Below are 19,002 nucleotides of genomic sequence, written 5' to 3' on the forward strand. Positions count from 1 at the left end.
GAGCGTCGCCGGACTCGGCCGCGCGCCGATGGCCCGGCCAGCATCGCTGAGCTCGGCCGGGCACGCATGGCTCCGCGAGCGTCGCCGGACTCGGCCGCGCGCCGATGGCCCGGCCAGCATCGCTGAGCTCGGCCGGGCACGCATAGCTCCGCGAGCGTCGCCGGACTCGGCCAGACACGAATAGCTGAGCTGAGCGTCGCCGGGCGCGGATGGCCGCGCAAGGTGCGGGTCCGGCCCAGCCGCGCGGGCGTGCTTCAGCTCGGCGAGCGTCGCCGAGCCGGCCGGGCTCTTGATGGCTCGGCCGGGTCGGCGAGGGCGGCTCGGCCTGGGTCGTCACCCTCTCCGGGCCAAGCCCGCTGTGGCTCAGCCGGGCAGGGTGCCCGTCGCCGCCGGGCGGTTCGGGTCGCGGGACCAGTGGGACCACGAGCCCGCATACAGGCCCGCGCCCGGGTGGCCGGCCAGCTCCAGGGCCAGGACCACCGAGCTCGCCGTCACCCCTGAGCCGCAGTAGGCGCCGACCGGTTCGCCCGGGCGCAGGCCCAGGACCGCGAAGCGCTCCGCCAGCTCGGCCGGTGGGCGCCAGCGGCCGTCCGAGGCGGTGTGGGCCGAGAACGGGGCGTTCACCGCTCCCGGGATGTGGCCGGCCCGGGGGTCCACCGGCTCCGTCTCGCCCGCGTACCGCGGGGTCGCGCGGGCGTCGAGGAGCAGGCCGTCGCGGGCCAGGGCGGCCGCTTCGTCCGCGTCCAGGACCGGCATGCCTCCCGGGCTGACCGTGATGTCGCCCGGCTCCGGCCGCGGCTCCTCCGTGCTGATCGGGTGCCCCTCGGCCGCCCACGCCGCGTAACCGCCGTCGAGGACCGCGGCCTCGTTGTGGCCCGCCCAGCGCAGGAGCCACCAGGCCCTCGCCGCCACCGAGCCGTCCGCATCGTCGTAGGCCACCACCGGGGTGCCCGTGCGGATGCCCGCCGCGCGCAGGTCGCGCTGCAGGTCGGCCGGGTCGGGCAGGGGGTGCCGGCCGCCCTCGCCCGGCTCGCCGGCGAGCACGCTGTCGAGGTCGGTGAACACCGCGCCGGGCAGGTGACCCTCCCGGTAGGACTCGGCGCCGGGCGGACCGGCGAGCCGCCAGCGGACGTCGAGGACCACAGGGCGGTCCCCGGCCGGGCCGGCCAGTGCGGTGGCGAGGTCGGTGGTGCTGATCAGCGGACGCATGCCTCCCATCTTCCAGCGGCCGCCCGCCCGGCCGTGCCGGGGTGCGGACATATCCCCCACCGGCGAGTTGTTACCGATCCGGCCAAAAGCAGGCCGTCCCCCGCTCGGCACGCAACCGTTGCCACGAAGTCTTCGGCCGTGGCTGTGGCCGGATCGGTAACCATCGGCGCTGTACCCCCGAGGCCCGCCGCCGCTGCCGGGGTCAACGACTACGATGAGCAACGCGGACGAAGGGGACAGCGTGAACGATCTCATCGACACCACCGAGATGTACTTGCGTACCATCTACGAGCTCGAAGAAGAAGGTGTCGTTCCGCTGCGTGCCCGCATCGCCGAGCGCCTGCAGCAGAGCGGCCCGACCGTGAGCCAGACCGTCGCCCGGATGGAGCGCGACGGGCTGGTCGTGGTCGCCGACGACCGGCACCTCCAGCTCACCGACCACGGCCGGGAACTGGCCATCGCCGTGATGCGCAAGCACCGCCTCGCCGAACGCCTCCTCGTCGACGTGATCGGGCTCGAGTGGGAGCACGTGCACAACGAGGCCTGCCGGTGGGAGCACGTGATGAGCGAGGCCGTCGAGCGCAAGCTGGTCAAGCTGCTCGACCACCCGACCACCTCCCCCTACGGCAACCCCATCCCCGGCCTGGACAAGCTGGGCGACGGCGACCCGGCGCCGCCCGCGGAGGCCGACCTCGTCCGGCTCGACGAGTTCGCCCGCACCGGTGGCGGCCGCGTCGAGATCCGGCGCATCGCCGAGCACGTCCAGCTGGACGAGTCGCTGATGACCGAGCTCAAGTCCGTCGGCATCGTGCCGGGTGGCACGGTCACCGTCGGCAAAGCCACCGGCGGCACCATCGAGGTCACCGGCGGGGACACCACCGCCCAGGTCGCCAGCTCCGCGCTCCACGCCGTCCTGGCGCAGGCCCGATGAGCCCCGCTACGGACGCCGTGGCGGCGTTCCGCACGATCCACGGCACGGCGCCGGCCGGCGTCTGGTCGGCACCCGGCCGCGTCAACCTGATCGGCGAGCACACCGACTACAACGACGGCTTCGTGCTGCCGTTCGCCCTGCCCCACCGGCTGGCCGCGGCGGCGTCGCCCCGCGAAGACGGCGTGCTGTCCGTGGCCACCCTGGGCGACGACGGCCAGCTCCAGCGCTCCGGCGAGCTCAAGATCGCCGACCTGGCGCCGGGCACCGTCGACGGGTGGGCCGCGTACCCGGCGGGTGTCGCCTGGGTGCTGCGCGACCAGGGCTTCGCGAACGGGGCCGACCTGGTCATCGCCGGGGACGTGCCGTCGGGGGCGGGGCTCTCCTCCTCCCACGCGCTCGAGTGCGCGGTGTCGCTGGCGCTGCTGGGGCTGGCCGGCCTGGAGCTGGACGGCAGCCGCGCCGACGTCCCGACGCGGCCCCAGGTCGCGCGGTGGGTGCAGCGATCGGAGAACGACTTCGTCGGCGCCCCCACCGGCCTGCTCGACCAGACGGCCTCCCTCTGCTGCACCGAGTCCCACGTGCTGTTCCTCGACGTCCGGTCGGGCGAGCAGGAGCAGGTCCCCTTCGGCCTGGCCGAGGCCGGGCTGCAGGTGCTGATCATGGACACCCGCACGAAGCACTCGCACGCCGAGGGCGGGTACGGCGAGCGCCGCCGCGGCACCGAACGGGCGGCGGAGCTGCTCGGGGTGAAGGCGCTGCGCGACATCACCAACGAAGGCCTCTCGGACGCTCTCGACCGGCTGCCGGAGGACCTGGTGCCGCTGGTGCGGCACGTCGTCACCGAGAACCAGCGGGTGCTCGACACGGTCGAGCTGCTGCGCGCCGGGCGGCTGGCCGACATCGGGCCGTACCTGGACGCCTCGCACGTCAGCATGCGCGACGACTACCGGATCTCCACGGCCGAGCTGGACCTCGCGGTCGACTCGGCCCGAGCGGCCGGTGCGCTCGGCTCCCGGATGACTGGCGGCGGCTTCGGCGGCTCGGCGATCGCGCTGGTCCGCGACGCGGACCTGGAGCGCGTCAAGGACGCCGTCGAGGCGGCGTACGAGAAGGCCGGCTACCGGCGGCCGCGGATGTTCACGGCGGTGCCCTCCCGCGGCGCCGGCCGCGACGAGCTCTGACGCCGCGCGGGTCCGCCCGGGGCAACCCCCGCGCGGACCCGCGCGTCGGCTAGAGGGAAGACTGTGGAGCACAGTCACCCTCGGCAGGAAGGCCTGAACGTGTCGGAGCAGAGCAACGCCCTGAAGCTGGTCGTGACGGGCGGAGCCGGGTACGTCGGAAGTGTCTGCGCCGCCCGGCTGGTCGAAGCCGGGCACCAGGTCACCGTCGTCGACGACCTGTCGACCGGGCACGCCGACGCCGTCCACCCGGACGCGCGGTTCATCGAAGGCGACGCCGCCGAAGTGGCGGGCAGCCTGCTGCGCGAAGGCTTCGACGGTGTGCTGCACTTCGCGGCCAAGTCGCTGGTCGGCGAGTCGATGACGGAGCCGGCGAAGTACTGGGAAGGCAACGTCGTCACGTCGCTGCGGCTGCTCGAGGCCATGCAGGAGCACGGCACGCCCCGGCTGGTGTTCTCTTCGACGGCGGCGACCTACGGCGAACCGGAGCAGTCGCCGATCCCGGAGACGGCGCCGACCCGGCCGACCAACACCTACGGCGCCACGAAGCTCGCCATCGACGCCGCGATCACCAGCTTCGCCGGCGCGCACGGCCTGGCGGCGGTGAGCCTGCGCTACTTCAACGTCGCGGGCGCGTACGGCGCCTTCGGTGAGCGCCACACCACGGAAACCCATCTCATTCCTCTCGTCCTCCAGGTCGCCACGGGCAACCGCGAGCGCATCCAGATCTTCGGCGACGACTACCCGACGCCGGACCACACGGCGGTGCGCGACTACATCCACGTCGTGGACCTCGCGGACGCGCACCTGCTGGCGCTGAAGCACGCCACCGCGGGCGAGCACCGCATCTACAACCTGGGCAACGGCACCGGCTTCTCCGTTCTCGAGGTGATCGAGGCCTGCCGCGAGGTCACCGGCCACCCGGTGCCGGCGGCGGTGGCCCCGCGCCGCGCGGGCGACCCGTCGGTGCTCGTGGCGGCCAGCGACCGGGCCCGCGAGGAGCTGGGCTGGAAGCCGGAGCGGACCGACTTGGGCGGAATTGTGCGGGACGCCTGGGAATTCACCCAGGCACGGCGAGGCTGATTCTGCGCTGACCGACGGGCGGCGGGCCGGGGCTCTGTGCCTGGCCTGCCGCGTCGTCGGATCGTCGGGTCTCGGTGGGGTTGGGCCGGTGGGCGTGGTGGGCAGTGGTCTCGAGTGCGGCGGTCTGGATTGGCGCCGCGCTTCGAGAGCCTCGGCACCAGGCCGAAGCCGGAGGGACCGGCCCAGAATGCCCGGGAATCCACCCCCGCCCGCGAGGGACTGCGCACGGGCCGGAGCGGATCGGCCTGGCCCGAATCGCCCGCGAAACCCGGGAATCCACCAGCTACGGCGAGGCCGACCCCGGCCGGACCGATGACGCCGACAAGCCGGGCTTGCGCCTGCGCCTTTCGCGCGCCAGATGGCCGGCTCCCGACGAGAACTGGGACAGGTCGGCACGGTGGGTCCCGGCATCAGAACCGTCGATCTCGGGCGACCGGCCCACGATCCCGGCACCCCGCACCCCGCACCCCGCACCCCGCACCCGCACCCGCACCCGCACCCCGAGATCATCGGCTCCAGGCGGAAACGGACCGAACTGGCCGGAACCGCGTGGGCACCTGGAATTCACCCAGTCACGGCGAGGCTGACCCTGCACTGACCGCCGACGGCCCGAGCCCTGCACGGCCTCGACGTCGGTGCGCCAGCCGACGGGCTTCGCACCTCATGCCGCTTGGCCTACGTCGAAGTCCGCGGGTTCCAGGCCGAAGCCTGCGAGGGGTCCTGCCGCCGCCGCTGCCAGGCCGTGGATCACCTCCGGGGGCGTTCCGGTGTCCAGGACCCTTCTCAGCAACGAGGCCAGCGCGTGGTCCGGGGCCGCCTCCAGGGCGTTGTCCAGGGCCATGCCCGCGAATGCCCCGTCGCCGCGCAGGTACGCCGTGAAGCCCAGCAGGGCCGCCGGTTCGGCTCTGTGCGGCGGTGGGATCTCCCGGACCAGCGTCAGCCAGAGGTGCTCGGCTTCGCGCGCTCCCGTGGTGGCCGGGGGCACCGCCATCGCCAGGCACAGGTCCCGGATTTCCGGCAGCTTCAACGCGTTCGCCAGCAGCACGGCTTCCTCGTCCGTCGGTGGCCCGTCGCCTCGGCGCCGGCGGTCGAATGCCGCGCGGAGCACCGATGCCGCGTCGTTGACGCGGGTTGCGGCGGGCCAGGGCGGGGATGGCGAGCGGGACAAGTGCTCCGCGCGGCGGGCCAGTGCCTCCGGTGACCGAGGGGCCAGCAGGGCCTCGAGTTCCTCGCGGCTGTCGAACGCCACCGTCCCGCACTCGGTCGCGGCCGCCGCCACGACCGTCGAGCGGGGGTCCGGCAAGGCGCCGGCGCATTCCTCGCTGCGGTAACACGCCCAGGGTGCGCCCGTCCTGATCGCGGGCGTCCACAAGGCGTGCAGCACCGGAAGGCCGATGTCCTCCAGTGCCCGCACCAGCTCGTCGATGAAACCCTTGTGCGGTGGCGGCTTTCCCGGTCTTCGCCGGCTGCCGACGATCACCAGGGTCAGACCGAGGTGGCAGCCCGCGGCGAACCGCTCCGCCAGCGCCCGCGCCTGGCGGACGCGGTGTTCGCGGCGAGGCAGGTCACCGCGCAGGATCAGGCCTGGGCAGTCGCCCGGGAACAGGTGGCCGAGCAAGATGATGGACTTCGCGGGCTTGAAGCCCATCAGGTACGGGAGCGCGGTCAGCAGCTGTGCGGGGTTCCGGAGGTCGGCCGGGGTGGTGGTGGTCATGCCTCCACTGTGCGGCAGGCCGGGGCCGGATGGGGCGGTGGCGGGAAATCTGTGGATGGCGGGGGCCGATGTGGACGGAACCCGCCCGGCCGTGGCCGGGCGGGGCGTTCCTGTCGGTGGGGCGGGCTATGCTGCCCGGCCCCACCGGCCGGACAGGTTCAGCCGCAGTGCTCGAACCCGCTCTCGTAGGTGTTGCCGCCCACCGAGCCGCCCCACTTCACGCAGGTCGAGTCGGCGGTCTTCTTGACCGGCCCGGCGTAGTAGGTGAAGCTGCCGGAATCGGTCGTCCGGGTGCCGCCCTGGACCTCGAGGAACGCCGCGACCGCGCTGGCCGTGCCGAGCGACGTGGCCTTCAGCGTGGTCACGCAGTTCGCCTTGGTGGACGCGTTGTACAGCAGGTAAGCCGTGCCCGAGGAGCTGGCCAGCGCCTGCTGGTCCACGACCGAGAAGCCGTCGCCGCACACCTCTTCGGCGGAGTACGGGTTGCCGCCGCAGTCGTTCTTGCTCGTGAAGTTGGTGTGCGCGTAGTACGGCACGGCGGTGCCGTTCAGCTTCGCCTTCTGCACGATGCCGTTGAGCCGCTCTTCGAAGTGCAGGTGCGGGCCGGTGACGTTGCCGGTCGAGCCCGCGGTGCCGAGCTGCTTGCCACCGGTGACCGACTGCCCGACCGAAACGGACTGGGTCGACAGGTGCGCGTACCGGCTGCGCCAGCCGCCGCCGTGGTCCAGCTCGATCCACCGGCCGTAGCTGGCGCTGCCCTCGTTCTCCACCCGCGTCACGGTGCCGGAAGCCGAAGCCAGCACGGGCATCCCGGTGATGCCGGACTTCTGGAAGTCGACCGAGTACTCCGGGCTGTGGCCGCTGAACGTGGCCGCGTCCACCGTGACGCCGCACTTGAACGGCACCTGGAAGTTCGGCGCGGCCGAGGCGGGCGCCTGGCCGGCGAGGGTGAGGCCGAGCGCGGGCAGCGCCGCGGCGGCGGCGAGCAGGGCGAGCCGTCGCAACCTGGACATGGGGGAACCTCCTGACAAACGGGACAACTTGACCCGACGAAGAGAAGTCCCAGTCGGTACATTTTCCGTACAAGCACCCGCGGAGGACTGCCGAAATGACGACCCGACCAGCCACGTTCCCCCGGGCCCAAGGCTGGTTGCGCTGGGCGCTCGTCGCGGTGCCCATGGTCGCCGCCATGCCTCGCGCGGACCTGCGCACCTGGCTGCTGATCGGGTTGACCCTCGCGCTGTCGATCCCGTTGCTGTGGATCCACGAGGCCCGCGTCCGGCCGCTGACGACGGCGCTGCCCCTCGCGGTGATCGCGAGCACGGGCGCTCTCTGGGTGCTCCTGCCGAGCAGCTGGGCGTCGGTGGCGATGTTCAGCACCACGTTCTTCGTGGTGTTGCGGCAATCGACGCTGCCGATCGTGCTGGCGGTCGCGCTCGACATCGCGGCGATCACGGCCGGGGCGGTCCGCTACGACGTGTGGAAAGGCGCTCTGTCGACGTACGCGGTCCTCGCCGTGATCGTGCTGATGGGACTCAACCGGCGGGCCCGCCTCGCCCGCATCGAGCAGACCGAACTGGCGCTGGCCCGCGCGCAGACCGCCAACGAGGAGCACGCCCGCGCGGCCGCGCTCGCCGAACGCACCCGCATCGCCCGCGAGCTGCACGACGTCCTGGCGCATTCGCTGGCCGGGCTGGCGCTGAACCTGCAGGGCGCGCGGCTGATGCTGGTGCGCGACGGGGCGAGCCCGGACGCCGTCGCCCAGATCGAACGGGCGCAGACGCTGGCGTCGGAAGGCCTCGCCGAAGCGCGGAAGGCCGTGGCCGCGCTGCGCGAAGACGCCGTCGGTGTCGAACGCGCGATCGCGGACCTCCTCGCCGCGTACCGGCTCGACAGCGGTGCCCGCGCGGACCTCGAGATCAAAGGGGAGCCGCGGGAACTGGACCCGTCAGTCGGCACCACGCTGGTCCGCGCGGTGCAGGAGGCGCTGGCCAACACCCGCAAGCACACGGCACAGGCCGAAGTGGACGTCACGCTGCACTACGTCAAGAGGTCGGTGGAGCTGACCGTGGCCGACCGGCAGGGCAGGCGGCCGCCGGCCGCGCCGGCCGCAGGCTACGGTTTGCGCGGGATGGGCGAACGGGTCGCGCTGCTCGACGGGCGGCTGGAGAGCGGACCGGGGGAGGACGGATGGCGGATTCACCTGACGGTGCCGGCGTGACGCTGCGCGTCGTGCTGGCCGACGACCAGGCGGTGGTCCGGGAAGGCCTGGTCACGCTGCTCGGGCTGCTGCCCGGGGTCGAGGTGGTCGGCGCCGCCGCCGACGGCCTGGCCGCGCTCGACCTCGTCGCCGAGCACCACCCCGACGTCGTGCTGGTGGACCTGCGGATGCCGCGCTGCGACGGCGTGGAGACCACCGAGCGGATCCGCGCCGAACACCCCGGTACCGAGGTCGTCGTGCTGACCACCTACGCCGACGACGAGTCGCTGCTGGCCGCGCTGCGCGCCGGGGCTCGCGGGTTCCTCACGAAGGACGCCGACGCCGAGTCCATCGCGCGGGCGCTGCGCTCGGCCGCCGCCGGTCAGTCCACAGTGGACGGCGAGCTGCAGCGGCGGCTCGTCGAAGCCGCCGCCCGCAGCGCCCCGCCGCGCGTCAAGGAGGTCGAAGGCCTGACCGCGCGCGAGATCGAGGTGCTGCGGCTGATCGCGGCGGGCCTGTCGAACACCGAAATCGCCCGCACCCTGGTGGTCAGCGAGGCGACCGTGAAGACCCACGTGAACCACCTGTTCGCCAAGGCCGGGCTGCGCGACCGCGCGCAGGCGGTCGCGTTCGCCTACCGGGCGGGCATCGCCGGCTGATCCCTCATGGTGCGGGCGGGATGTTCGCGTTGTGGTGGAACACGTTGTGCGGGTCGTACGCCGCCTTGATCCGGGCCAGCCGCTCGTACTTTTCGGGCCCGTACGACGTCCGGACGCGGTCGGCTTCGTACTCGGCCATGAAGTTCACGTAGCCCGCCGAGTTGGACGAAACCGGCACCAGCGCTTCCCAGAAATCGCGCACCCACGTGCGGTCCACGGCGTACGGCTCCGGCTCGGTCGCGAGGGAGTCGATGTTGATCAGGATGCTTTCACGCCGCGGGCCGCCGAACGCCGTCGCGTCGTCGGCCACCTCCGTGAAGGCGCCCCGCATCGAGAAGATCGGCATGATCGACAGCGGGGACGTCTTGCGCGGCAGGAAGTCCGCGATCACCTCGATGACCTCGTCGGTGAAGCCGTCGGCGTAGGCGGCCTTCTCGTAGGCGAGGATGCCCCACGGCGCGGCGCCGTCGAGCATCCGCTGCAGCTCGACGTACGGGATCGGCGAGACGAACTCGAACAGCGGCGCCGGCCCGGACCGCGCCGCCCGGGCCGCCTCGGCGTGCTGCTCCTCCCCGTCGAAACCGGCGATCAGCACGGCGTACCCCGGCCGGAACTGGAACATCTCCGGGACGAAGGGCGCGGGCGGCGCGTTGAGCCCGGCCACGAGCACCCCCAGTTCGCCCGGCAGGGTCCGGAGCAGCTCACGGGCGTGGCGCAACGCGGCCACGCCGTCGTCGAGACCGTAGAAGAACAGTCCCAGGTGGACGACCGGGCCGACCGGGTGCAGCCGGAACTCGAACTCGGTGACGACGCCAAAGTTGCCGCCGCCCCCGCGCAGCGCCCAGAACAGGTCGGAGTGCTGCCCGGCGGACACGCGCAGGATCTCGCCGTCGGCGGTGACGAGCTCGACCGAGACCAGGTTGTCGCACGACATCCCGTACTTGCCGGTGAGCCAGCCGAAGCCGCCGCCGAGGGTCAGCCCGCCGACGCCGGTGTGGCTGATGGTGCCGCCGGGGACCGCGAGCGCGTGCTCCTGCGTGGCCGCGTCGAGCTGCGCCCAGGTCGTCCCGCCGCCGCAGCGGACGGTCCGGGCGGCCGGGTCGACGTCGATCGCGCCGAGGGAGCTCAGGTCGAGGCAGAGACCGCCGTCGACGACCGCGGCGCCGCCGTAGTTGTGCCCGCCGCCGCGCACCGAGACGTCGAGACCGGCTTCACGCGCGTACGCGAGCGCTGTCGCCACGTCCGCGGGCCCGGCGGGCCGCACCACCACCGCGGGGCGGCGATCGATCTCCCCGTTCCAGACCGACCGCGCGACGTCGTAGCCGGGGTCGCCGTCGGTCAGCACGGCTCCGGACAGGTGGGTGCGCAGGCTCTCCAAGGCGGGTTCGGCGGTCGAGGTCATGGCGGGTCCTCTCGCAACGGACGGAACGCCGGTAAGTCGCCTGACCTGCGACGATCGTTACATTCAGTGATCGTCGACGCGGACAGTGACCAGCCGCTGCGTGAACCCGGCCTCGACCAGCCTGCCGAACGCCCGCTCGACGCCGGGCGGGACGCGCTGCGGGATCGCGAAGCCCCGCTCGGCGTATTCGGTGATCCGCTGGGTCTCGCCGACGAGCATGCCGATCACCCGGTCGGCCTCCTCGCTGCCGGCGACGTAGTCCTCCAGCGAGCCGCCCTTCGCGGCGCAGACGAGGTCGGCTTCCGGCCACAGCCGCTTGGCCGTCGCGTACGCCCGGCGCTGCTGGTAGGGCCGCGAAACGAGCGTCACGGTCCGGACCGCGATCCCCCGCTCGGCGAGCAGCCGCCGGGTGAACACGATGTTCTCCCCCGTGTGCCGGGCCTCGGGTTCGACCAGGATCGCTTCGTCCGGCACCCCGAGGCCCAGGGCGATCTCGCGGTAGTGGACCGCCTCGCCGCGCGGGAAGCGCTCCAGCGTCGTCGGGGCGTTGGCGCCGGTGAAGACGATCAGCGGGAAGCACCCGGCGTGGAACAGTTCCGCGGCGTGGACGGCCACGCCGGGATCGCGGCTGCCGAGCCCGATCCCGACGTCCGACCGCCGCGGCTCGTGCCGCAGGTCGTGGTAGTCCCACAGCGTGCGGACATCGGCTCGGAGGTGCTTCGGCAGCATCAGCCGAACGCGGCCCGCAGCGCCGGCTTGCCGCCCGTGACCGGGAGCGTGACCGACGACTTCGTGAGGTCGAGCGCGAGTCCGGCGCCCGGCTTCGGCCGCAGCGTGTAGTCGTGGTCGCTGGAGGCGAGCAGGAACTCCAGCCGGTGGCCCGCCGCGAGGACGTAGTCCTTCGGCATCAGGTCGACGCCGATCCGGTAGGTCTGCCCGGACGTGATCGGCTCGGTGCGGGCGGGCGACGTGCGGTTCTGCGGGTCGGTCCAGCCCCGGCTGATCACGTGGGACGTGCCGTCGGGCGCGCGGTCGAGCAGGATGGCCGAGACGTTCGCGGCGGGCCGGTCGAACGCCAGCGCCAGGTCGGCGCGAGCGGTGCCGGAGAGACGTACGGACTGCTTCGCCGCCGGAGTCGCGTACAGCAGGCGGTTGCCGGACGACGCCAGACCGGCCAGCTGCTCGATCGTCTTCGACGAGTCGTCGGCGAGGGTTTCGGTGGCCGCCGTGCCCGGCACCGGGTTGCGCGTGTCGATCGCGCCCTTCGAGCGGCCGCCCGGCCACGGGTACACGCGGACGTCGGCGGTGCCCGGCGCCGGCCAGTCGGCCTCGTCGGTCCACGACAGGTCTTCGCGCTGGATCGTCGCCTTCGGCTCGTTCTGGATGCCGTTGTCGATACCGTAGAGGTAGTGCGACATCCACTTGTTCAGCGTGGCGAGCCAGACGTCGCGGCGCAGCGAGTACGGGTCCGCGTGCCCGGACTGGTGCAGCCAGATCTTGTGCTCGACGCCGCGGGCCTTCAACGCCTCGTACCAGGTCGCGACCTGCTCGGACTTGACGTTCCAGTCGTTGAGGCCGTGCACCGCGAGCACCGACGCGCGCACCTTGCCGACGTCGTTGCGGTAGTTGCGAACTTCCCAGAACGGCGTGTAGTCGCCGGTGACCCGGTCCTGGTCGCGGGTCAGCCCGTCGATCACCGGGCGGCAGACCTGCCGGTCGGCGCGGGTGTACACGTACTCGGCGAGCACGTCGGCGTCCTCGCCCTGGAACCCGCCGGCCGCGACGACCGCGCCGTCGTGGCGGTAGTACTCGTACCAGCTGGAGATGGCCGCGATCGGCACGATCGTCTCGAGGCCTTCGACGCCGGTGCTGGCGACGGCGTTGGGCAGGGTTCCGTTGTAGGACACGCCCATCATGCCGGTCTTGCCGGTGCTCCAGTCCGCCTTCGCCGCGGCGCCGGCCGAGTCGCGGGCGCTCGTGCGGCCGTTGAGCCAGTCGACGACCGAACGGGCGCCGATCGTCTCGTTGACGTCACCCGTGGTCGGGCAGCCGGTCGAGAGGCCGGTGCCGAGCGACTCGCCGTAGACGACGGCGAACCCGCGCGCGGTGAAGTAGTCCTGGTAGCGCCAGGTGATCGGCGCGGCCGGCCCGACGCCGTGCGCGGCGACGCGCGGGCCTTCCGGGCCGCGGGCGTACCCGGGCGCGGACAGCTCGACGTCGACGTCGTGGTTGGCGACGTCGTTGCCGCCGGCGTAGTACGGGCTGGCCTGGTAGACGACGGGCACCTTCAGGCCCTGCTGGGTCGCGCGCGGGCGCACGACCTGGGCGTGCACGAGGTCGTCGGTGCCGTCGTGGTCGCTGTCGACGGGCGCGGTGACCCAGACGTCTTCGCGGACGACGTCGGCCGGGTCGAACACCGGTTGCGCCTGACCGCCGGTGAACACCGGCGACGGCGGGGCGGCGGCTTCCGCGGCGACCGCGGTCAGCGGCAGGGCGAGCACGGCGGCGAGCAGGACGGCGGCTTTCACTCAGGACCCCCAAGCCGGGCGAAGCGGACGACTGAAGACACTTCCGGCCGCCCGCGGGGGTGTCAAGAGACTAACGTCGGAGGCATGCCGACCGTGGAAGCGCCGATCACCGCCGTGACCGTTTACCCGCAGCGTGCGCGGATCACCCGCCGGGGCAAGGCTCCGCTCGACGGCGGCCCGCGCCTGACGTTCGCGGGGCTGCCCCCGGCGCTCGACCCGGCTTCGGTGCGCGTCACCGGCACCGGGCCCGCGCTGATCACCGGCGTCGATGTGCGCACCGAGTGGCACGCCGACCCGGCCGACCCGGCGTTGCAGGCGCTCGTGGAGCAGCGGCGGGCCGACCAGGCCACGCTCGACGGCGTCCTGGACGACGAAGCGGCCGAAACGATGAAGGTGGATCTGCTGACTTCGCTCGCGAAGCGCAGTGGCGGCAGCTTCGCGAAGGCACTGGCCAACGGGACCGCCGAACCCTCGCGCGTCGCGGAGGTGACGGACGCGCTGAGTTCGCGGCTGGCGTCGGCGTTGAAGGCACGCCGGGTGCTGAGCGAGCGGATCGAGCGGCTGAGGGAGGACCTCGCCGCGCTGGACCGGCGGATCGAAGCGCAGGGTGCGCAGACCGGGCGGGACAGCACGTCGGTGGTCGTGGAGCTGGAGATCTCGGACCCGGGCGGGAATGCCGAGCTCGAACTGTCCTATGTGGTCCCCGGGGCGAGCTGGGAGCCGGGCTACGACATCCGGGTGCGCGGCACCGACGTCACGGTGGTGTCGTTCGGGCTCGTCAGCCAGTACACGGGCGAGGACTGGCCGGAATGCGAACTGGCGCTGTCGACGGCCCGGCCCGCGGTGTCGGTGGTGGTGCCGGAACTTTCGCCGTGGTACCTGGACCGCGTCCACCCCGCGCCGGGCGGGTTCGTGGCCGCGGCCGCGGGGGCCGCCCCCGAGGGTGCGCGGATGGCCCGGTTCGCGGCGGCGGCTCCGGCGATGGTGCCGAACCTGGCGTCGGTCGAGCAGGGCACGACGGCGGTCACCTACCGGCCTCCGCGGCCGGTGGCGGTGCCGTCCGGAGCGCAGGGACACCGGACGACGTTGGCGCAGCTTTCGCTCACGGCCGACCTGGGCTACGTGACGGCGCCGGTACTGGCGGAGGAGGCGTACTTGCGCGCCACGGTGGAGAACACGTCGGAGCACGCCCTGCGGCCGGGCCGGGCATCGGTGTTCCACGACGCGGAGTTCGTCGGGACGACGGTGCTGGAGCCGTGGGCGCCCGGCGAGGAACTGGAGCTGGCACTGGGCGTCGACGACCGGATCCGGGTGGAGCGGGAACTGGTGCGGCGGACGGCTTCGAAGGCGACTTTGTCGGGGCAGAAGCGGCGGGAAGCGGAGTACCGCGTTTCGGTGGTCAACCATGGGCCACGGGAAGCCGTGGTGACGGTACTGGATCAGGCGCCGGTTTCGCGGGACGACACGATCACGGTGAAGGAGGTGAAGACGTCGCCGGATCCGGTGGAGACGTCCGCGCTGGGTGAGTTCACGTGGAAGCTGACGCTGGCGCCGGGTGAGACGGGCGAAGTGAAGCTCTCTTACCGGGTGGATGTCGCGAAGGGCGTGGAGCTGTCGGGCTGGCGGGAGTGAGCGCCGGCGAGGTCGGTCCCGGTGGTTCTTGACGTACCGCACCGCGGCTTGGAACGCCGTGGCGACAGCCGCGACGGCCAACTCAGCTGCCACGTCCGCGTCTTGAGCGGTGCGGATCGAGCGGAGCAAGCCGCCGGCATCGTGCGGACGGCGCGCTCCAGGCGCGAGTACGGGTCGGCTTCCATGACCGCAATGGCGGAAGCGGCCGGTTCTCCGGCGCTCGCGCAGCTCCGCCATGCCCCCATTCCCCTCTCGCCGGGTCCGAGCATCCGACCTTATCGGGGACATCCGGCACGTCGAGGAACTTGAGCTTGTCCGAGGGGCCGGCTCGCCCGGAGACAGGCGAGCCGGCCCTCCCGCTAACCCTGCGCGATGTAGGCCTGCAGCTGTTCCTGGCTCTGCTCCAGCTGTTCCATCCGGTTCTTCACGACGTCCCCGATGGACACGATCCCGGCCAGCCGCCCCTCGGCCAGCACCGGGACGTGGCGGATGCGGCGTTCCGTCATCAGGACCGACAGCTGGTCCACCGAGTCGTCCGGGGTGCAGCTCGCCACCAGTTTCGTCATGATCTCCGACACCGGGCCGTCGAGCAGGCCCGGGCCGTGGTCGTTCAAGCGCCGGACGACGTCGCGTTCCGAGACGATTCCCGCGATCGAGCCGTCCGGGGCGACGACCACCATCGCGCCGACGTTGTGGTCGGCCAGTCCGGCCAGCAGTGTGGTCACCGTGGTCTCCGGGGTGACCGTTGCGACCGCCGACCCCTTCGTGCGCAGCAGATCCGCAATCCGCATGGCGATCCTTCCCGTCGGTGAGCTGGATCACCACAGGTTAGGGCCCACCGGCGCCCCGCGAAAGTCCGGCAAACGGGGCGTCTTCGTGGTATTTGGACCGATTCAGCCGAGCCGCTCGGCCAGCCCGTCCAGGGCCAGCCGGATCCCGGCCGCGTAGTCGTCGTCGCCGAGGGCGTCCAGGCGCTCGCGGGCCAGTGCCAGCTGCTCGCGCGCCGCGGGGAGGTCGCCCAGCTTGCGGTAGTCCTCGCCCAGGTTGAGGTGCAGGGACGGGTAGAACCCGCGCGCCGCCAGCGACGAGTGGTACTCGCGGGCCCGCGAGTCGGTCAGCGAATCCGCCGCCGCCAGGGCTCGCAGGTCCCACGCGAGTTCCTCGGCCGGGTCGTCGCAGACGTCGGCCATGTGGTGCGCCAGCGCGACGCGGTGCAGCGGGTCGCCGTCGTCGCCGATCGAATCCCACAGCTTCGCGAAGGCCGCGTACGCGCCGGCGCGGTCGCCGCCGATGTGCTGCCGCAGACCGGCGTCGATCGCCACCATCACGTCGTCGGTCATGCCACTCCTTCGTCCGCCAGCGCCCGCAGCCGGGCCAGTCCGGGCTCGATCCGCTCGGCCGCGACCGCACCGTAACCGAACACCAGGCCGTGCCGCCGCTCCCCCACGCCGAAATCCCCCAGCGAGTACAGCCGCACGCCACGACGGCGAGCGGCGCGGACCAGCCCGCCGCAGTCCGCCGGCGCGAGCGCGCTGAGGTGCAGGCCCGCCGTCGACGGCAACGGCGTGAGGAAGTCCGCGAAGTCCCGGGCGAGCACCGCGGAGAGCAGCTCGTGCCGGCCGCGGTAGACCTTCCGCATCCGCCGGACGTGCCGGGCGAACCCGCCTTCGGCCATGAACGCCGCCAGCGCCGCCTGCTCGACGTTCGGCGCGTGCCAGTCGGTGAGGTAGCGGGCCTTGACCAACGCGGGCACCAGCGTCGGCGGCGCGATGAGGAAGCCCAGCCGCAGGGCCGGCGAGAGCACCTTCGAGAACGAGCCGACGTACACGACGCGGCCGCGGGAATCGAGACTGTGCAACGGTTCCAGCGGGCGTCCGGTGTAGCGGAACTCGGTGTCGTAGTCGTCCTCGACGAGCACCGCGTCGTTCCGCTCGGCCCAGTCCAGCAGCTCCAGGCGGCGGTCCAGCGACATCGACAGGCCGAGCGGGTACTGGTGCGACGGCGTCACGTAAACCAGCCGCGTCCCCGCCGGGATGGCGTCGACGACGATCCCGGACGCGTCCACCGGCACCGGCGCGACCCGCACCCCGCGCGCGCCGAGCACCAGCCGCGGCGGCGGGTACCCCGGGTCCTCGACGGCCGCCAGGTCGCCGGTCCGCAGCAGCACCCGCGCGACGAGGTCGGTCGTCTGCTGGGCGCCCGCGGTGACGACGACCTGCGCCGCACCGGCGCGGACGTCCCGGGAAACGCCGGCGTGCCGGGCGATTTCGGCGCGCAGGGCGGGGTGGCCCTGCGGGTCGCCGTAGGTCATCAGGTCGGCCTGGCCGGCGCGCAGCCGCTGCGTGATCAGCCGCCGCCAGGTGTCGAACGGGAACAGCGAGAGGTCGGGTACGCCCGGCCGGAAGTCGAACTCCGGCGCCGGGGCGAACGGCGCGGGCGGCGGCGGGACGGCGTCCCACTCCGGGAGCGGCCGCACACCCGGACCGGCCGGCACGGGCTCGGCGGAAACCGGCGCAGCCGTGACGAACGTGCCCGCGCCGACGCGAGCGGCGAGGAAGCCCTCGGCGGTGAGCCGGTCGTAGGCCGCGCTGACCGTCGTCCGGGAGACCGCCAGCCGCTGCGCGAGCTCACGCGTCGGCGGGAGCGCCTCGCCGGGCCGGATCCGGCCCGCCAGGATCGCCGCGCGGAGCTGCCGGTAGATCGCGTCGCGGTGGCCGCGCGTCCCGGTCAGGTCGATGTGGATCTCCACCGGGTCAGTCTAGATTGGCCCACGAAGGTTGGGACGGCTTTGGCACTTTTCGTGGTCCGCTGCCAGGCTTACCGTGACCGGCATGGATCTCCGCGAACTCGACCGCCGCACCCTGCTCCTCCTCGACAAGATGGTCGCCGGCGTGACCCCCGCCGACCTCGCCCGCCCCACCCCGTGCGCCGGCTGGACGCTCGCCGATCTGCTCCGCCACCAGGTCAGCGAGAACCACGCCTTCGCGACGGCGGCCCGCGAAGGCTCGGCGCCGGACTGGGACGCCGGTGTCCTCGGCGACGACGCCTACGCCGCGTACCAGGCGTCCGTCGAGGACTTCCTCGACGCCTTCGCCGGCGACGCCGTGCTGGAGCGGCCGCTCACCATCAACCACTTCGGCACGTTCCCCGGCTCGATCGCGGCGCACATGCACCTGGTCGACACGCTCGCGCACGGCTGGGACCTGGCCCGCACCCTGGGTCTGCCCTACGAGCCGGACGCCGAAGCCGTGTCCATCGCCTTGAAGCTGGCCGAGCGGATCCCGGACGAAGGCCGCGAGAAGAACGGCTCCTTCGCCCACAGCGTCGGGGTTCCCGCGGACGCGAGCCCGCTCGACCGGTTCCTGGCCCTCCTCGGCCGCGATCCCGCCTGGACCCTCAGCTGACCTCGCCGGCCGGGGCGCTCCACGTGTCGCACGCCTTCGTGGCCTTGCCGTCGTAGCCCGCCTTCGCCCAGGACAGCTGGTGCTCGCGCGAGCCGTGGGTGTCGCTGTTGTTGGCCCGGCCGTAGTCGGCGACCGCGGCGTTCGCCAGCGATCGGCTGATCGAGCCCGTGCCGGCGACGGCCGTCAGGAACAGCGCGCCGAAGCAGTTCGCCTGCAGCTCGATCCGGCGCACGACCTCCTTGTCGGCCGCGCTGTCCTCGTCCGGCGAGGTCATCTTGTCCGCCGCCGCGGAGAGGATGCCGCTCTCGCGCTGCACGTGGTGGCCGTATTCGTGGGCGAGCGTCGCGATGTGCCGGGCCTTGTTGAGCCCGGCGTCCGACAGCATCCAGTCCGTCGGGGCGTAGATCGTCGTGTCGCCGCCGCAGTAGTAGGCGACGGCTTCGTTCTCCGTCGGCGCCTCGCCGCACGAGCTGTGCTCCGGCAGCGTCACCGACACGGTGGCGGTGAGCGTCGGCTCGTTCGCCTTCTCCAGCGCCGGGCGCCACGACTGCTCCAGGCAGCCGACGAGCGCGCCGTAGTAGGCCTTGAGCTGTTCGGCCGCCCGGCCGAGCTCGGGCAGGGAGCAGGTGGCGGGCCCGGGACTGATGCCGTCGCCGAGCAGGGGGTTGCGCGCCAGCTCCGGCACGGCCTTCGGGGGCTTCCCGGTGCCGCCGTACGCCCGGCCGGGATCGGCGCCTTGCGCGGCGAGCGCGCGGCCGTCCACCCGGTGCGGGATGGTGGCGGCGATCAGCGAGATGGCCACGACCACGATCAGGACGCCCGAGACGGCACCCCAGAGCCGGTTGCGGGGCGGGGCGATCGGGACGGGCGGGGCCGTGGGCCAGCCGGGCGCCCACGGGTTCGGCTCCGGCGTCCACGCGGGTTCCGGCGGCCGGGCCGTCCCCGGCCACGGCGGTTCGGCGTCGTTCACGGTCTCCCCCTGCTGTGTGGCACCAGCATACGGACACCCCGGGAGGCAGGGATCACGAAACGAACACGCCACCGGGTGGCCGCCGGGCCCCA

At 73.0% G+C, this 19,002-nt stretch carries 17 protein-coding genes; 7 read left to right on the forward strand and 10 right to left on the reverse strand.

Annotated features, from left to right (window positions below):
* Positions 1-363: 363 nt before the first annotated feature.
* The gene (locus AB0M30_RS09755; protein WP_364582013.1) at positions 364-1,209 is read right to left on the reverse strand and encodes a sulfurtransferase; all 846 of its coding nucleotides are present in this window, start codon (positions 1,207-1,209) and stop codon (positions 364-366) included.
* A gap of 214 nt (positions 1,210-1,423) precedes the next feature.
* On the opposite strand from AB0M30_RS09755, the gene AB0M30_RS09760 reads away from it, so the two are divergent.
* The 3 genes from AB0M30_RS09760 to galE all read left to right on the forward strand — a co-directional run bounded on the left by AB0M30_RS09760 (position 1,424) and on the right by galE (position 4,401).
* Positions 1,424-2,140, forward strand: coding sequence for a metal-dependent transcriptional regulator (locus tag AB0M30_RS09760; protein ID WP_013224289.1), 717 nt, complete (start codon positions 1,424-1,426; stop codon positions 2,138-2,140).
* A complete protein-coding gene (gene galK / locus AB0M30_RS09765; protein ID WP_364582015.1) occupies positions 2,137-3,321 on the forward strand; it encodes a galactokinase in 1,185 nt (394 codons plus the stop codon). The genes AB0M30_RS09760 and galK overlap by 4 nt, the downstream gene beginning before the upstream one ends.
* A 99-nt stretch (positions 3,322-3,420) precedes the next feature.
* The gene (gene galE, locus AB0M30_RS09770) at positions 3,421-4,401 is read left to right on the forward strand and encodes a UDP-glucose 4-epimerase GalE (RefSeq protein ID WP_364582018.1); all 981 of its coding nucleotides are present in this window, start codon (positions 3,421-3,423) and stop codon (positions 4,399-4,401) included.
* Positions 4,402-5,062: 661 nt separating this feature from the next.
* Here the strand turns inward: galE and AB0M30_RS09775 are convergent.
* Together AB0M30_RS09775 and AB0M30_RS09780 are read right to left on the reverse strand one after the other, a co-directional pair.
* Positions 5,063-6,115 (reverse strand): DUF4192 domain-containing protein, encoded by a 1,053-nt coding sequence (locus tag AB0M30_RS09775; RefSeq protein WP_364582021.1) that lies wholly within the window; start codon positions 6,113-6,115, stop codon positions 5,063-5,065.
* A 158-nt stretch (positions 6,116-6,273) separates the two neighbouring features.
* Positions 6,274-7,128: a M23 family metallopeptidase gene (locus AB0M30_RS09780; protein WP_364582024.1), complete on the reverse strand. Its 855-nt coding sequence runs from the start codon at positions 7,126-7,128 to the stop codon at positions 6,274-6,276.
* 95 nt (positions 7,129-7,223) lie between these two features.
* Here AB0M30_RS09780 and AB0M30_RS09785 point away from each other — a divergent pair, with 95 nt between their 5' ends.
* Complete coding sequence (locus AB0M30_RS09785) at positions 7,224-8,336, forward strand: sensor histidine kinase (protein WP_364582026.1); 1,113 nt, start codon at positions 7,224-7,226, stop codon at positions 8,334-8,336.
* Positions 8,333-8,974, forward strand: a complete 642-nt coding sequence (locus AB0M30_RS09790; RefSeq protein ID WP_364582625.1) for a response regulator transcription factor — start codon at positions 8,333-8,335, stop codon at positions 8,972-8,974. Before AB0M30_RS09785 ends, AB0M30_RS09790 begins: the two co-directional genes overlap by 4 nt.
* 4 nt (positions 8,975-8,978) lie before the next feature.
* Here AB0M30_RS09790 and AB0M30_RS09795 read toward each other — a convergent pair whose 3' ends face one another.
* From AB0M30_RS09795 to AB0M30_RS09805, 3 genes are all read right to left on the reverse strand, one after another.
* The gene (locus tag AB0M30_RS09795; RefSeq protein WP_364582028.1) at positions 8,979-10,376 is read right to left on the reverse strand and encodes an FAD-binding oxidoreductase; all 1,398 of its coding nucleotides are present in this window, start codon (positions 10,374-10,376) and stop codon (positions 8,979-8,981) included.
* Between the two features lie 63 nt (positions 10,377-10,439).
* A complete protein-coding gene (locus AB0M30_RS09800) occupies positions 10,440-11,105 on the reverse strand; it encodes a YdcF family protein (RefSeq protein ID WP_364582030.1) in 666 nt (221 codons plus the stop codon).
* The gene (locus tag AB0M30_RS09805) at positions 11,105-12,904 is read right to left on the reverse strand and encodes a Xaa-Pro dipeptidyl-peptidase (RefSeq protein ID WP_364582032.1); all 1,800 of its coding nucleotides are present in this window, start codon (positions 12,902-12,904) and stop codon (positions 11,105-11,107) included. Before AB0M30_RS09805 ends, AB0M30_RS09800 begins: the two co-directional genes overlap by 1 nt.
* 84 nt (positions 12,905-12,988) lie before the next feature.
* On the opposite strand from AB0M30_RS09805, the gene AB0M30_RS09810 reads away from it, so the two are divergent.
* Positions 12,989-14,536 carry a DUF4139 domain-containing protein gene (locus AB0M30_RS09810; RefSeq protein WP_364582034.1) on the forward strand — a complete coding sequence of 516 codons (1,548 nt, stop codon included), beginning with the start codon at positions 12,989-12,991 and terminating at the stop codon, positions 14,534-14,536.
* Between the two features lie 359 nt (positions 14,537-14,895).
* Here AB0M30_RS09810 and AB0M30_RS09815 read toward each other — a convergent pair whose 3' ends face one another.
* From AB0M30_RS09815 to AB0M30_RS09825, 3 genes are all read right to left on the reverse strand, one after another.
* On the reverse strand, positions 14,896-15,327 hold the full coding sequence (locus tag AB0M30_RS09815; RefSeq protein ID WP_364582036.1) for a CBS domain-containing protein: 432 nt from the start codon (positions 15,325-15,327) through the stop codon (positions 14,896-14,898).
* A 102-nt stretch (positions 15,328-15,429) separates the two neighbouring features.
* Positions 15,430-15,876, reverse strand: coding sequence for a hypothetical protein (locus AB0M30_RS09820; RefSeq protein ID WP_364582038.1), 447 nt, complete (start codon positions 15,874-15,876; stop codon positions 15,430-15,432).
* On the reverse strand, positions 15,873-17,285 hold the full coding sequence (locus AB0M30_RS09825) for a PLP-dependent aminotransferase family protein (protein ID WP_364582040.1): 1,413 nt from the start codon (positions 17,283-17,285) through the stop codon (positions 15,873-15,875). The genes AB0M30_RS09820 and AB0M30_RS09825 overlap by 4 nt, the downstream gene beginning before the upstream one ends.
* Positions 17,286-17,367: 82 nt before the next feature.
* Here AB0M30_RS09825 and AB0M30_RS09830 point away from each other — a divergent pair, with 82 nt between their 5' ends.
* Complete coding sequence (locus tag AB0M30_RS09830; RefSeq protein ID WP_364582043.1) at positions 17,368-17,940, forward strand: TIGR03086 family metal-binding protein; 573 nt, start codon at positions 17,368-17,370, stop codon at positions 17,938-17,940.
* Here the strand turns inward: AB0M30_RS09830 and AB0M30_RS09835 are convergent.
* Positions 17,933-18,910: a neutral zinc metallopeptidase gene (locus tag AB0M30_RS09835; protein WP_364582046.1), complete on the reverse strand. Its 978-nt coding sequence runs from the start codon at positions 18,908-18,910 to the stop codon at positions 17,933-17,935. The genes AB0M30_RS09830 and AB0M30_RS09835 overlap by 8 nt on opposite strands.
* Positions 18,911-19,002: the final 92 nt, after the last annotated feature.

The sequence above is a fragment of the Amycolatopsis sp. NPDC051716 genome (assembly GCF_040681595.1).
Classification (GTDB): Bacteria; Actinomycetota; Actinomycetes; order Mycobacteriales; family Pseudonocardiaceae; genus Amycolatopsis.

Coding starts and splice junctions, on each gene's coding strand:
- AB0M30_RS09755 (WP_364582013.1), bottom strand. CDS start 1,209: ATGCGTCCGCTGATCAGCACCACCGACCTCGCCACCGCACTGGCCGGC.
- AB0M30_RS09760 (WP_013224289.1), top strand. CDS start 1,424: ATGAGCAACGCGGACGAAGGGGACAGCGTGAACGATCTCATCGACACC.
- galK (WP_364582015.1), top strand. CDS start 2,137: ATGAGCCCCGCTACGGACGCCGTGGCGGCGTTCCGCACGATCCACGGC.
- AB0M30_RS09775 (WP_364582021.1), bottom strand. CDS start 6,115: ATGACCACCACCACCCCGGCCGACCTCCGGAACCCCGCACAGCTGCTG.
- AB0M30_RS09780 (WP_364582024.1), bottom strand. CDS start 7,128: ATGTCCAGGTTGCGACGGCTCGCCCTGCTCGCCGCCGCCGCGGCGCTG.
- AB0M30_RS09785 (WP_364582026.1), top strand. CDS start 7,224: ATGACGACCCGACCAGCCACGTTCCCCCGGGCCCAAGGCTGGTTGCGC.
- AB0M30_RS09795 (WP_364582028.1), bottom strand. CDS start 10,376: ATGACCTCGACCGCCGAACCCGCCTTGGAGAGCCTGCGCACCCACCTG.
- AB0M30_RS09800 (WP_364582030.1), bottom strand. CDS start 11,105: ATGCTGCCGAAGCACCTCCGAGCCGATGTCCGCACGCTGTGGGACTAC.
- AB0M30_RS09810 (WP_364582034.1), top strand. CDS start 12,989: ATGCCGACCGTGGAAGCGCCGATCACCGCCGTGACCGTTTACCCGCAG.
- AB0M30_RS09815 (WP_364582036.1), bottom strand. CDS start 15,327: ATGCGGATTGCGGATCTGCTGCGCACGAAGGGGTCGGCGGTCGCAACG.
- AB0M30_RS09820 (WP_364582038.1), bottom strand. CDS start 15,876: ATGACCGACGACGTGATGGTGGCGATCGACGCCGGTCTGCGGCAGCAC.
- AB0M30_RS09830 (WP_364582043.1), top strand. CDS start 17,368: ATGGATCTCCGCGAACTCGACCGCCGCACCCTGCTCCTCCTCGACAAG.